Origin of the sequence: Shewanella violacea DSS12, assembly GCF_000091325.1 — a bacterium.
Classification (GTDB): Bacteria; Pseudomonadota; Gammaproteobacteria; order Enterobacterales; family Shewanellaceae; genus Shewanella; species Shewanella violacea.
On the sequence record NC_014012.1, the window covers coordinates 1965349 to 1980902 of the forward strand.

The following is a 15554-nucleotide window of genomic DNA, read 5'->3' on the forward strand; positions in this document are numbered from 1 at the left end:
TGTTCCGCTCGATGATAATAAGTTACTTTGCCATAATATTTTCTATTTCGGCAATGGTGCGTGGCACCTTTACCGATAGGTTTTCATGGCCTGTTTGGGTGACTAATATATCATCTTCGATGCGTATTCCCATGCCACGGTAGCCCTCGGGGACATCGGTTGCCGATAGGGGGATATAGATCCCTGGCTCTATGGTAAATGTCATACCAGGCTCAAGTTTTCGCCACTGGGCTTGTTCATCGTGATAGGGACCCACATCATGAACATCCATGCCAAGCCAATGACCTGTCTTGTGAACAGTGAAACGTTTATAGGTTTCATTTTTCATTATGTCATCAATATTACCGCTTAACAGACCAAGTTCCAGTAAACCTTTGGCCATCACTTCCATGCAAGTTTCATGGAGGCGGTTCCAGCTAGCGCCGGGTTTAACTTGTGCTATGGCTGAATCTAGGGCGGTTAATACCAGACTATAAATGGCTTTTTGTTCCCTTGTGAACGTGCCATTTACCGGATAACTGCGGGTGATATCAGATGCATAGTGAGCGAGTTCGGCGCCGGCATCAATAAGCAGTATCTGACCGTCTTCGACTGTGCAGCAGTTTTCTTCATAATGCAGACAACAGGCATTGTTGCCCGAGGCGACGATATTGGGATAAGCCACATCGGTAGCGCCATATTTGGCTATGGTAAAGTTAAAGGTGGCTGCGAGTTCCGCTTCATTTATCCCAGGTTTACAGGCTTTCATCACGGTCATATGAGCGTCGGTAGACGCTTTGACTGCGGCTTTGATCTTAGCTATCTCATCTGGGCTCTTTATTACTCTCATCGGATGAAGCACTTTGGCCAGGGGAGTCACGCTGAGGTGCTGTTTTATGGTATCGAATGAGGCTGTGTTTCTTTGATGATTCATCCAGTCCATGACTCGACTTGAGAAGCGGCCCAGCTCATCGCAGATGAAAATGTGTTGATGGGATGCAAGCTGTGAGAGCAGTACAGCCTCTAATTCGGCAATATCATAAGCCTCATCGGCATTAAAATCCGTGATGGCTCCATGGATGCCGGCGCGTTCTCCGAAACTGACTTCCTGGGCTTTATCTTTAGGGCGGCAAAATAAGCTGTAATTAAAGCCTGAATCTTTAGTCTTATCGGAGCAGAGTAGGGCTACGGCATCGGGTTCGGCAAAGCCGGTCAGATAGAGAAAGTCATTGTCTTGCCTGAAATGATACTTGATGTTCTTACTGCGAACTTTCTGGCTATAGCCAGCAAGAATGACAAAACTGCCTTCGGGCAGTTGGTCGTATAGGGCTTTTCTTCTTGTTTGGTATAAATCACAGCTCATTTTATTTGTCTCTTCATTGGTGTGTTTATGTGAATTCACCTTGGGATAAGCTCTCTGTAAACAGCCTCTGGTAGCTTACTTGAGCCTGCCATGAGTCTTGAGTGTTTCTTGGCTGCTCCAGGTTGTAACATATAAGTGAAGTTAGCATGTTTGTATATTTTATTCAGTGTAAATATTCTTAAGATAAATAGATAAGTTCGCGGTGCAATCTGCTGCAATGGATGGGATAATGTCTGGAATCAGACTTAGGAGTTAAACACGTGAGCCCAGCAGTTTTTTTAGACAGAGATGGTGTGATCAATATCGATCATGGTTATGTGCATCAGGTTGATGACTTTGAGTACGTAGAAGGTGTATTCGATGCGTGTCGCTCTCTTAAAGAGATGGGGTATAAGCTGGCTGTGGTAACCAATCAATCGGGTATTGCGCGTGGCATGTATAGTGAAGATCAATTTCATAGCCTAACCGAATGGATGGATTGGAACTTCGCCGATAAAGGCGTCGAACTCGATGGCATTTATTATTGCCCCCATCACGCCGAGAAGGGCTTAGGTGATTACAAGCAAGATTGTGATTGTCGTAAACCAAAACCCGGCATGATGTTAACCGCGGCTGAATTTCTTAGTATAGATCTGAGTCAGTCAGTTATGGTCGGAGATAAGCGAGATGATATGTTGGCAGCTAAAGCGGCTGGTATCCCCACTCGAATTCTGGTTCGCACCGGCAAGTCAGTCACAGATGAAGCCATTGCCGCCGCGACGATAGTGCTCGACTCTATAGCCGATGTACCTGCATACCTTAAAAGCTGTTAGTTTGGCTGGTGCATCGAGTCAATGGCATCATCGACTCGGTAATTGATGACTTCAAGTTCCTGCGAACCTTAGGAGCTTGAGGTCTGGATATTAGCCCAACATTTTTGTTTGAGTATAGTGATTAGCTGTGGCGGATTACTATTCTCTGGCTTTCCCTCTAGCTCTACTAATGGCTTTACTTCTGTCTCCCCTCTAGCTTGCCCTTATCTTCAACACTTATGGCTAACGCTCTGTCTAATTTATTCTATGTCTTTTGCTTATATATTTATCAAACAAGTGGTTCAATTCCTCTAACTAAACCTGCATTCAATATATTTTCTACAGGCACTTGTAGACTAAAGGTTAACATGTAAGCGCTCACATAAGTCTGCTTAATTATCTATATTCACCGGCATTATCTATTGTGCTACTTGTTTAACCGGAAGTGATAAGTGTATTGAATAATCGTTATGTGGTGTTGAAATTTAACATTTGGGGGTAACTGGTTTTTTGTTAATTTAAACAGTGCTTTATTCCTGTTGTTGATGAAATTTTAGTTTATAAACTTTCATATGTCTGAGTAGCAAAGCAATAACATATGCTGGATATTTGTATCTCAATATTACACCCGATTTTATTGTTGCGTTTTGTTTAAAATTGGCAGGCATACGCCCTTGAATTGTCAATCTTTGATCTTCTTTGTTTGGGAGTGCTGCGTTTTTGTTGCGCCTAAGGGTCTGCGTGTTGCGGTGGTTGTTGTTTGGCAAGTTAGGTCCACTTCCACTTAATCGGAATGTTAGATTATCCCCAATCGGTAAAACTGATTGGAAGTGGATTTAATTCGTTTTTGTTATCTGAATAGTAACAAGTGCGCAACCACCTCTTCTTGATTAAACGTAAAGTGTGATCTGCGTATCTTTACTTTTCCCTCTTTAATGTTATTTGGCTTTTATTGAGATTAGCTAGGTTTGAGTACCGAGCCATTAATAATTACTCTGTCTCATATTCTTGGTGTATCTCTTTCGGTGTTTTTAACATCTTAAACTTATCTATTTTATTGGTGGTGATTTAATTTATGTTTTCAAGGATGCGAATTTTATTTATTGGATCTCTGCTGATATCGCTCGGGTTAATACCCGCAGTGGCAAGTGCAAGTGATCTCGTTACATTCGAGTTATCGACCGGCTCCAAGGTTTATGATAACGAGTTAATAATGAAATATGACTTAGTCGTCACTAATAACGGCGGCAAGCTGGTGAAGGGACTCTCGGTGACAGCCGGACTGCTTGATATCAAGACGTCTGACATCAATGGCAACCCTGTTGATGCCTTTACGAGTGTGTCTGTCGATGCGACGGCAACGGTAGGCTCTCAAGCCGGGGAGTTCAATTCCCACGGAGACTTGAATGCTAAGCAGGTCACGTTAGCCGAAGGTGGAGTGGTGACTTACCACATAAAGGCTAAAGTAAGCCCCACGGCCGCACAAGAGATAGAGGTGACCGCTCAATTAACATCAAGTTTTCTCTCCCTTGAATCCAATTCGGTCACGACCCCGAGAGCACCTTATGAGCTCGACGTGATTAAGAGTGCAGACAATTTGCTTTACTCCCCCGGCGGTAAGGTCAGTTTTACCATCAAGGTGAGTAACACGGGTCAATGGAAGATTCGTCATGCCCTTGTTGAGGATAACTTATCTGGTATCACAGCCGAAGACATGGAAGGCAATACTATACCGGCCTTTAGCTCTATCGATAATATTACGGCGACGACTCAAGGTAAGGGTTCTAGTGGCGGGGTATTTGATGCCCATGGCCCAGATTTACAGGCTAAGGACGTAGTTGTCGCTAAGGGAGGCTGGGTCGAATATCGAATTACGGCCACAGTCGCAGACACATTAATTGGCGATATTCTTAACTACGCCGAGGCTACGGCCCATGATGACTCAACACTTTCGAATCCAGTCGTTATTGAGCCTGAAGAAGCTAATGTGGTTATCACCAAGCAGGTAAGCCCAACCGCAGACTATCAGGTCGGAGATACACTCACATATACGATAAAGCTTGAAAACACTGGCTTAGGTATAGCGAATCATTATCAGGTAGAAGACAAGATAAATGACATAGTCGTCGATCTGGCTAATAACGATTTGGCTGAATATAACCACATTAATGTTACTGCTAGTCCATTTGAGACTTGGCAGATAGAGGTGAAGGATCTTGGCTCTCACAGTCTGTCTGAATTTATGGCCTCAGGCGGCACATCATCGAATAATGACCTTAACGATCTGATCAGCCTCTACCCGAATGAGTCGGTGACTTATATTATCACTGCCACATCTAAGGCCGTGGCCATATCTGATATTACAAATACAGCCTCTGTAAACTCAGATTCTACTGTCGAGAAAACGGCGAGTGCCACAGTGACCGCATTGGCTACCATCAAAGATTTCACCGCCCACAAGTCACCCAATGGCACTGAATATATGCCGGGCGATTGGGTAAGCTACACCATTGAGGTGAGTAACACTAACGCGACTCAGTTCGCGGATAATATTAGTTTAACTGATAAGATTGCGACCTGTAACACCACAGAACTTGTGGATGGCTCTACTGGTTCACCGTTTGAGAAGTGGAAGCTCAGCGTCAAGAGTGTCGATGTGGAGGGCAGCGATCCCGGCAGTTTCGCCTTTGGCGTCGAAAAAACAGGTGATATCGATCTAGTATTAGACTTAGCGCCAAAAGGTAAGGTGGTTTATCAACTGGATGTGTTAGTTAATCCTGATGCTATCGGAACCATAATAGATAACCCAAGTTGTGATGATACCGTTCCCGAAGACGGCTCTGGTATCAATATGCCAGATGGTAAGGTTGAGGTGAAGAAGCTGGTTGATCAACGTGAGTTTGCTCCCGGTGATGACTTAACCTACACAATAACCATTAAAAACTCGGGTAAAGGTTACCTGCATAATGTACCTGTAGTCGATGCAATTTCGGCCATCACAGCAGATGGCGTCACAGGTTCGGCATTTACAAGTTGGACTATCACTACCAGCGTCACCGACAGCAGTGGCGCACCATCAAGCCACAGTAACCCAGATCTTGACGGAAGCATTGCTGCAGATAATGATCTCGATACCCATGCCAATGTGTTCCCCGGTGACACCATCACTTATACCATAGTGGCCACCACCAAGAACACCATCACAAGTATAGTCAGAAACAAGGTAATGGTTGACGGCAGTGCCTATTCTGATGTTGGCGCCGAACCTTACAAGTACGATCTTTCCGTGGAAAAAACCGTGGATAAAATTCGCTACACACAAGGCGACGATACTCTTAGGTATACCATAGTAATAAGCAATGCCGATATTGCCGGTTACGCTAAAGATATCCCGGTATTCGATGATATTGCCGGCATTCAGGCCGAACTTCTGCATCAGAAGGGGGAGATGGCGCCAGCGTTCGAGTCATGGACCATCACGGCCGCCCTTGACGGTAGGCCCAATCAAGACTCGGGCTTACCAGGTAATGTCTCAAGCAATGTTAATCTAGACACCAAGTTCAGTCTCGCGGCGGGGGGCACGCTCACCTACACCATAGAGGCCAAAATACCTGAACGTACTCAGGACCATATCGTCTGGGGGCACATAGTCAATAATGTGGTCGTAGATAAAACTGAGACTGCATCGGCAGAAAGTTATTATAGATTACCCAATCTAGTGGTAGATAAGCAGGTTTCTGAGACAAACTATACGCCTGGAGATACAGTCTCATACACGATAACCGTGAAGAATATCGGTGCAGGATATGCTAATAACACAGATGTAAAAGATGATATAGCCGCCCTAGGCCTGTTCAACCACTGGACTGTAAAAGATGAGTCCTTTGGTATAGGTAGTCGCATCGTGGGCGGTAAGGTTGCGGATGATAAAAATATCGATACCAAGGTGGATATCGCCCCAGGGGGAAGAATTGTCTTCGTCATCACAGGAGTCGTGGTTAATAACATACACGGTCAGGTGACAAACACGGTAAAGGTTCATGAGCCTCTGGATAACAGAGACAGTGAGTCATCGGCGGATATTTTTCCTATCACAGATCCAGAACTGCCTAGTGTCGATATACACAAGGAGTCATCACCGTTGCATTATAGGCCTGGGGGAGTTCAGACCTATACCATCACGGTGAGAAACGACAGCGATGTTCTGGTTGAAAACTTGCGGGTATTCGATGGGATGTCTGCAATCGAGTCGACCTTAGCGAACGATAAAGATAATCATTTTGCCGATATTGTCGGTAGCCCGTTCGAAAGCTGGACCATAGAGTCAACGAGTAAAACCTTAGCGAAAAACAGCACAAGTGCCGATCTCGACGAGGTGATAACGCTGGCACCTAATTCATCTAAGGTCTACACCATAAAAGCCATCATCAAAGATAACGTGGTTGATGAAACTGTGACTAACCGTGTGTGTCTGTTCCGCGAGAATGGTGATGATGCCGGTTGCGCCGAGGCAGAAAACCACAGAGAAATGTCAGGTGGAGAAGTGGTGCGTGAAGTCTTCCCGGCTAAGTATAAGCCAGGAGATACCATTACCTATAAGATCACCGCAAGTTCCAAGTTAGGTTATTACAACAACATCCACATTCTGGATGAGCTGGAAAATCTCAGTGTCGATCTGATAGATAAAGACGGCAAACACACACAAGGCCATCCTTTCAATGACAAGTTTAATGTTGATGTCACCAAAACCACTCTCAATGGCGATGGCACGACCGATGGCACATTAGACGGTCAGGTGGAAAACAACAAAAACTTAGATACCACGATAGATGTTGGCCCAGGTGACAAGGTGGTTTATACCATTACTGGTGTGGTACGAGATGACGCCGCCGGTGACATCATCAATGGCGAGCTAGTGGTTAAGCCCTTTAAACCTAACTGGGATTACAGTAAAGAGTCGGACAATAAAAACTATCAGCCGGGTCAGACTCTGACCTATCGCCTGTCGATCAAGAACACGGGTAAGGGACATGCAGTAGGCATCAAGGTTCAGGATTTGCTGAGCGAGGTGATGGTCGATGATATCAAGGGGCGTTCGGTGAAGGCCTATGAATCTTGGTCTTTCACTAAGGTTAAGCAAAAGCCAATCGCGACAAATTCCGCGACTGGGGCAAAGCCTGAGTTTGAACTGTATTACAATGCTGGTTCTTATAGTGATAATAACGATCTTGATACCGAGATTAACTTGCCAATTGGCGGTGAGATTGTTTATACCGTGGTGGCTAAAGTCATAGACAGAGCCGAAGGTGAGATAACCAACGTACTTAAAGTTAATAACGATACTACCAGTGTCAGTCACTCCCAGAGCACAGAAAACTATAAGCTGACTAAGCAAGTCATTGGCTATTTCGATGCAAGTCACAACAAGCTCAGCGGTGAGGGATACACTCCCGGTGGCTATGTGGCCTATAAGATCCGCGTGGAAAACAGTGGTAAGGGCAGCATACAACAGCTAAAGGTCGTTGATGATCTTGAAGGCGTGACAGCTGCTTGGTTCGACGGCAATACAGGTCCTGTGTTCGAGAGTTGGACTATTAAGGCTAAAACCGATGGTGGTATGGTGTCCAATTATGGCGTATTCACTGCCAATAATAATATCGATACCTTAGTGGATATTGGCACCGGTGGCTATGTCGAGTACTACATCTCGGCCAAGATCAATCAAGAGGTAGTTGGTGATTTTCATAATAGTGTAACCGCGGGAAGAACCACTAAAAACAGTGAAATATCTGTGATGCAGCAAGCTCAATTTAGCTTGAGTAAAATTGCCTATTCGGATGCCTTGTTCACTAGTCGAAAGAGCGATTATGCCCCCGAAGATAAGGTCTTTTACCAGATTAAGCTGGAAAACAAGGGCTGGGGCACGGTTTATGCGGTGCATATTAGAGATATGCTCAAAAATATTAAATCGGAAATAGCGGAAGACACCTTACCAGCTGGATCTTGGGTTACGGCGGAGCCGTTCACTGAGTGGAAGGTCACGGCGCATTATACTCCGGGCCGAGTCACTAACATTGGCGGTTTCAGTGATGGTGACAACATAAATATCGACACGGATTTTGATCTGGCACCCAATGAAGCTATCGAGTTCAGCGTCGAGGCTAAGTTGGATTATGTCGTGCTGGGCGAGGTCAGGAACCATGTGGAAGCAGCCAGCGAAAAGAAGAATGCAACGCTTAAGGCTCAGGTAAAAGATATCAGCCACAGCAAGGTTATCACCAGTATTGGTGGTAAGCCTTATCAGGCCAATAGCCATTATCGCCCCGGCGATGAGGTGGTATATACCATCAAGATCACCAACAATCACAATGCCTGGGCCAACAATGTGGCTATTAAGGACAAGATTGGCGACATCAAGACCTTGCTTGCCGGTGGTAGTCGTGGTCAGGCGTTTAGCAGCTGGCGTGTCGAGTATGAAGTTGCCTCTGGTAGCGATAGCCGTACCGACACTCAGGTACCTGTAAATTCAGCCGATAGCGATATCGATTTCATCACAGATATCGGACCTTTAGATGAGATAACCATACGCATCACAGCTGTGATCAAAGACACGGCAACCGGTGATGTAGACAGTAACCATCTGCTGGTGGACGGTAACACCGACGCCACTCAAGTGATCCCACCTTTTGCGCCTAAGTTGACCTATGGCAAGGAAGTCATCAAGACCTCGGCCGATGGAAATGATAAAACCGAATATGCGCCTAAGGGTGAGGTGAAGTATCGCGTATGGGTGAGTAATAGTGGTGAAGGTTTTGCCCATGATCTGCTAATCACTGACCCTATCGACAAAATCGTTTCCGCCGATGGCCAGAAGGCCTTTACTGCATGGTCTGTAGAGCAAGATCCAAAGTTTGCTCCTGTCCTGTCCGTTGTGACTGGTGATATCAGTGGCAATGTGCCTCTTAATGCCCATGGGGATATCGCGCCGGGAGAAACCTTGAGCTTTTTTGTCACAGGTAAAGTGGCTGGAGATGTAACGGGTTTAGTGCGCAATACTCTGTTTGTTAACGATGCAGATGTTGCCCATGTGGATCTCAACTCTGGGGTGATGAGTATCACCTCAAGCAAGCATACAGATACGCCAAATTATACGCCGGGAAGTGAGGTCAGATTTCAAATCGAGATCACTAACACCTCAGATTCTATCGCTATCGTGCCGGTGGAGGATGATCTTAATGCCATCATGGTCATGACGGCCGATGGCACCATGCAGCCTGCACTGACCGATATAGTGATCAGTGCCAGAGTGGTGGGCGATAAGGTTAACTCACAAATACCAGCTAGCTTAGGCACACCGGGTAAGCTCAATACTGAGATAAGAATTGCCGCCAGAGATTCGTCTGCGACGCCGGTGAATACCAGCATCATTTTCGATATCAGCGCCAAGGTTAACGACAGCGCTGTAGGAGAATTCACCAATACCGCAAGCATAGATGACAAAGACTTTGGGCTTATCGAAGGTAACATCAAGCCCTTGCCTGCAAAAATCAGCTTAGATGAACATGCCATCAAGGTACCCGCTGTCTATGCACCAGGGGAGAGCATAGGTTTTGAAGTTGTCATCAAGAATATAGGTTCAGGATATGCGCTCAATACTGAGCTGGCTAACCTTCTGGACAAAACCACAGCTTTTGCCGCGGGAAGCACTGACAAGGTGCGGGTATTTGATAAGTGGGACAAGGTAACTGTAACAAGCAGCTCTAGCCTGACCACTATTATTGCCGGTAAGGAGCTCAATAATAGTGAAGGCTATTTCAATGAGTTCAATATCCACCCTGGCGACTCTGTGACCTTGCAGTTATTTGGTACCGTTAAGCCAGAGATATTAGGCGACATAGATAATATGACCCAGGTCACTCAGGGTAATAATATCTTAATGGATGACGCGATTTATACGCCGGTTGAAGGTGAGTTGCTCATCTTGAAAACCGCAGATAGTCCTACTTATCTTCCTGGAAACAGGGTCGGCTATAACATCAAACTAGAGAACCGTGGTGACGGTTGGTTAAATGATGTGAAGATATCTGATTTGTTGTCCGATATCGAAACGGAACTTGCTGGCGGCATTACCGACAAGGCATTTGTGCCGTCGAGCATGGTGCTGGACTCTGTAGTTTCGACGCCATTGGTACCAGGAGACTTAGGTGATATAAAAGTTGTAGATAACCAGCTTATCGGCACCGCCGATATCGCTCCGCACCAGGTCATCAACATCCGTTTTAGCGCCGAGGTTAAGGACACGGCTCTTGGGGAGATAGTCAATATCGCCAAGGCAAATGAGCTTAGCTCTGAGATTGCGATTAATCCACCTGTGGCAACAGTTAAGTTGAGCAAAACCGTTGGCAAGCCTACTTATATGCCAGGTGAACTCATCACTTATACCGTGACAGTGGCTAATACCAGCCAGACATGGGCAAATGATGTGGAATTGGTTGACGATCTCGCCGGTATCATGACCGAACAGGCGGGTGGCGCCATGGTCAATGCATTTGTTCCAGGCACATTAACGGCGACCAATACCAGTACTGTTGAATTGGTGAAGATGCAGGTTAAGGATAATCGCCTCAGCGCGACCATGGACATAGCTCCCATGAGTGAAGTGAGCTTTACCCTAGAAGCTAAGTTGCAAGACACCATTTTAGGAGAAGTGACCAACATAGCCAATCTTGGAGATCAAGATGCCTCGGCCGTGATAACACCTCAAGATACCCCTAAGGTGCAGATAACTAAGCTGGCCAATAACCCTATCTATCTACCTGGAGGGCTAGTTACCTATACAGTTACGGTAAAAAATAACGCCGATACTTGGGCCAATGATGTTCAGGTGTCTGACGATCTGGGCAAGATAACCACAGAGCATGCCAGTGGCGTGACTTTTGACGCGTTTGTCAAAGATAGCCTGAGCGTGACCAGTGACAGTAAGCCTAATCTTATCGAGATGACAATCTTAGATAATAAGCTCACGGCTCAGGTCGATATCGCGCCTAAATCTGAAGTGAATTTCACCATTCGCGCCAAGCTTAATAACACAGTGCTAGGAGAGATAGTCAATACAGCCATCGCCGATGGCAATGAAGCCGAAGCTAAGATTAATCCGGCTCCGAGTGAGGTGGAGATAAAGAAAACCGTCAGTCATGTGAGGTACATACCTGGTGGAATGGTGACTTATCAGGTGACTGTGAGTAACACGACAGAGGCTTGGGCCAACGATGTCAGCATTGTAGATGACATGTCCGCGATAACCACTCAGCTTGCTGGCGGTATTCCTGGTAGTTCAGGTTTGGCATTCGTGGCGAATTCTATGGTGGCAAACCATGATACTAGACCTGAATTGGTTACTATGTCGGTGGCGAATAATAAGCTCCAAGCCAGTGCCGATATCGCGCCAATGACGGATCTGGTCTTTACCATTAAGGCTTTGCTCGTGGATACTGCTCTGGGTCCGGTAATTAACCAGGCATCTGCCGATGGTAAAACCTCAGATGTGATGATAACCCCTGTGGCTAATCCGATTCTAAGCCTGACTAAAACGGTATCTAAACCTACCTATTTGGTGGATGAAGATGTGGTTTATACGGTAACGCTAATCAATGCCGGCGACGCTTGGGCTCATGATGTCCAGCTTGAAGATGACCTCAATGCTATCACCACAGAGCTTGCTGGTGGAGAGATGGGCACGCCATTTGTCGATGCTAGCCTAGTGGTCAGCCATACCAGTAAACCTGAACTGATTGTACTGGGTACTGAGCCCAATAAACTCAGTGCACGTCTGGATATAGCCCCTCACAGTCAGGTGGTGTTCACCTTGACAGCCAAGATGAAGTCTTCGGCTCTAGGAGAAGTGGTCAACACGGTAACGGCGGACGAGGAAACTGCGGGCGTGAGCATATTGCCCGAGGATGCAGATCTTATCTTCACCAAGTCGGTGGATAAGGAAAACTATTTACCTGGTGATCTGCTGACTTATACCTTAGTTATCGAAAACAGAGGCTTAGGTTGGGCCAATGATGTACTGATCCAAGATGCTATTGCCGGTATCAATACCGATCTAGCCGGTGGCCTCAATGGCCAGGCTTTTGTGCCTGGTTCTTTGGAAGTCACTCACGATAGCACTGATGAATTGGTACAGATGGCTCTAGACGGTGGTGTATTAGTGGCGCATGCCGATATTGCCGCCAATAGCAGTTTGACCTTTGTCATTAAGGCGCAGCTTAAAGATACAGCCCTAGGCGAGGTGCTCAACAAGGCATCGGCTAATGACCTCAATGATGAGGCATTATCGATTCCTTCTAAGGCGACTGTTACCTTAGTCAAAACCGTAGATTCTCCCGTTTATCAAGATGGTGGCAAGGTGACCTATCACCTGACATTAACCAACCAAACCGATGCTTTCGCTCATCAAGTTAATCTCAAAGATATGATCAAAGAGATTAAGGTGCTGACCATAGATGGCGTCGAGGAGAGAGCGTTTAAGTCATGGGAATATAGTTACCAGTCTGGTGATAGTAATACCAGCGTGGTGAGCCAATCACGTAAGAGAAGTGATAGTGCGAACAATACTAATATCGAGGTCATGATCGATTTGGCACCGAAAGATACTTTAGTGTTCACCGTAGACGCAGTCGTACGAGACGATGCCGTTGGCGAGATAAGCAACACGGCAGATATCAAGTTCGATGGTGCTCATCAGGAATCAAATGTTGTCATTAACCCAGATGTTGCAGTGCTTGAGTCGGAAAAAGTCAGTGTGGAAACTGAATATGTACCCGGCGAGACTCTCAACTTCACTCTTACCATGAAGAACACCTCTAATAACTATATCTTCGATACGCTAGTGTCTGACGATATGTCGGCGATACAAGTTGAGTACGCCGATTCAACTCTGGGTGCGGCATTCGTACCAGGAAGTTTGAGTTTCACCCCGAGCGAGATAGGCAAGGGCAGCAGTGCTAAACCTACCTCAAACAGTGAATATGAGGTGGATATCGCACCTGGCAGTGAGATTATTTTCAATGTCAGTGGCATTGTGAATGAGAATGCCGTGGGAGATATTCAAAATATCGCCCAGGTAGATGGCGAAGAGGTTGAAAGTAATCTGGTTCCAACCGCTGTGGCTAATGTCGTGGGAGAGCTGTTCACTCGTGCGCAATATTATGTACCCGGCGAGCCAGTTGAATATCACCTGGTGTTGAAAAACGAAGGTCAGGGCGTGGCGAAAGATGTCTATCTCTTGACCCAGTTTGCTAAATCTACGGGCACTTGGATTAATCAAGAACAGGGATTGGCATTCGACAGTTGGACCATAAGTGCAGCAACAAGCGGTAATAACACCACAAGCGGTGAATTTACCGATAACGAGGATATCGCGACTAAGCTCAATATCGCCCCGGGTGGCAGTGTGGATTTCACCATCACGACCACAGTGGATCTGGATATGTTGACCAATATCGACGTATATGGTTTCTTCCTCGGCTCAACTTATCATAAGTCTCTTAAAGTGAATCAGAGTATTGATGGGATTGGAGGTGCAGACAAATTATCATATCTGGATCTTCCGCCGGTAGGTGCCAAGATGCAGGTAGAGAAAACCGTAGAGAAAACCAACTATATCGACAGCGATACCCAAGTTATCTATCACTTGAGTGCTGTCAATATTGGTGAGGGCAACGCGCCTTTGGTTAACTTGTTCGATGATATTGCTGGTTTGAATAGTCCAAAGGGAATCGATGTCTTCACCGATTGGAGCATAGAGGGAACTGAGTATGAGGGCAGCAGTGTGGTTGACCAGTTTACTCTCAAGGGTGATCAGCTCAACAAGCATAATCTGAATATTCAGAGAAACTTTAAGTCTAAGGGAAGAAGTCGGATTGAGTTGGTGATCAGCGCGACCATTGCCAAGCATCTGGATGATGATGTGACTAACACCTTTGTGGTGACTGAGCAAAACGGCACAGTGACTCAAGATGATGCGACCACACATATCAAGAAGATCCCGGACAATCAGGGCGAGCTTAAGATAACTAAGCAGGCTTCGAAAAACACGGCTCAGGTTGGTGAGGTGATAGAATATGAAATCATCATAGATAACGACAATGAATCCTACTTCAAGGATGTGGCCGTGTTCGATAAGTTGCCCGCTGGTTTCCGTTATCAGCTCGATACCACAGAGATGACCCTGAGTGGTATAGATGGCAAGTTCGATACTCAAGACGATGTGGTTCTCACTAAACAACCAACACTGTCAGGTCAACTCAGGTTTGCCAATGTCGATTTTGAACCGTTCGAAAAGTTGCGGATCCGTTATCTGCTTAAGGTCTCAGTTGGAGTGACCTTCGGTAAATATATCAACACGGCTCAGGCGAAGATCAAGGGCGTTAATGTCTCTGATATTGCCACTGCGACGGTTGAGATTCAGGGTGATAAACTCTTCGATACCGCCTCTATTATAGGTAAGGTGTTCGAGGATATTAATGGTGATGGATATCAAGCCGATGCAGGTGCGTTCGACATCAAGGTGATGGCCGACTTACCAAGAGACGCTTATGTGGCCGACTCGACCAAGTTAAAGCTGACGGATAAGTTTGAGCCTGTCGATGACTTAGATGATGCTAGTGCTAAGATCTTGGCGCCGATTCAATCTGGAATCGAAATAGATAAATTGATGGGACAGTCACGCAATCGCACTTTAGATGAATCTCATCTTGCGGTAATTCGTTTCCAGACCAGAACGCCTGATTCATTCCCGTTAACTCTCACCACTGGAGAGGGAACACGAATCGAGTTTTCGTCTGAGGGACAAGTGACTCGTAGCCTAAACGGAGACGTGAAGACTGGCTTGTCGGCGGAAGTTATCAATGTTACCCGTAACTTGTATCGCATCAAGGCTGTAGAGCCGCGTTACCTGTGGGAGATAGTCATAGATAACATAGGTGTCTATGAAGATGGTATTCCAGGAGCACGTCTGATCACTACTGAAGGTATTAAGATAGAGACAGATGAGTTTGGTCGTTACCATGTACCAGATCAGTGGGTAACGGACAAGAAGGGTCGCAACTTCCTGGTAAAACTTGATAGTGATTCACTGCCTACAGGCATGAAGGTGATAAGCGAGAATCCTAAGGTTAAACGTATTTCGCCTTATGGATTAGCTAAATTCAATTTCAGCGTGCAAGCAGCCAGTGTTAAAACCACTGACAACTCGGCTTCTAAGGCATCAGCCACGAAAAGCCAAGATACGGAATAAGTAACCACCCCAACATCAAGTATGCCGATGGGATCACTTCCATCGGCTCTTTGTTGTTAAGCGCCCCCGGATTTAGGCTTGGAAGCCTGCCGAGTTTGTGGGTGGAAAGCTAAAGGAA

3 protein-coding genes are annotated in these 15554 nt (G+C 46.0%); 2 read left to right on the forward strand and 1 reads right to left on the reverse strand.

The window, feature by feature from the left end; all coding sequences use genetic code 11:
- Positions 1 to 22: 22 nt before the first annotated feature.
- Positions 23 to 1342, reverse strand: coding sequence for an aminopeptidase P N-terminal domain-containing protein (locus SVI_RS08055; protein ID WP_041419795.1), 1320 nt, complete (start codon positions 1340 to 1342; stop codon positions 23 to 25).
- Positions 1343 to 1602: 260 nt separating this feature from the next.
- On the opposite strand from SVI_RS08055, the gene gmhB reads away from it, so the two are divergent.
- Positions 1603 to 2154 (forward strand): D-glycero-beta-D-manno-heptose 1,7-bisphosphate 7-phosphatase, encoded by a 552-nt coding sequence (gene gmhB, locus SVI_RS08060; protein ID WP_013051002.1) that lies wholly within the window; start codon positions 1603 to 1605, stop codon positions 2152 to 2154.
- 1192 nt (positions 2155 to 3346) lie between these two features.
- The gene (locus SVI_RS08065; protein ID WP_172634431.1) at positions 3347 to 15436 is read left to right on the forward strand and encodes a DUF11 domain-containing protein; all 12090 of its coding nucleotides are present in this window, start codon (positions 3347 to 3349) and stop codon (positions 15434 to 15436) included.
- Positions 15437 to 15554: the final 118 nt, after the last annotated feature.

What these genes read in the sequence shown, in the direction of transcription:
- SVI_RS08055 (WP_041419795.1), bottom strand. Translation starts at nt 1,342, where the DNA reads ATGAGCTGTGATTTATACCAAACAAGAAGAAAAGCCCTATACGACCAA.
- SVI_RS08065 (WP_172634431.1), top strand. Translation starts at nt 3,347, where the DNA reads ATGAAATATGACTTAGTCGTCACTAATAACGGCGGCAAGCTGGTGAAG.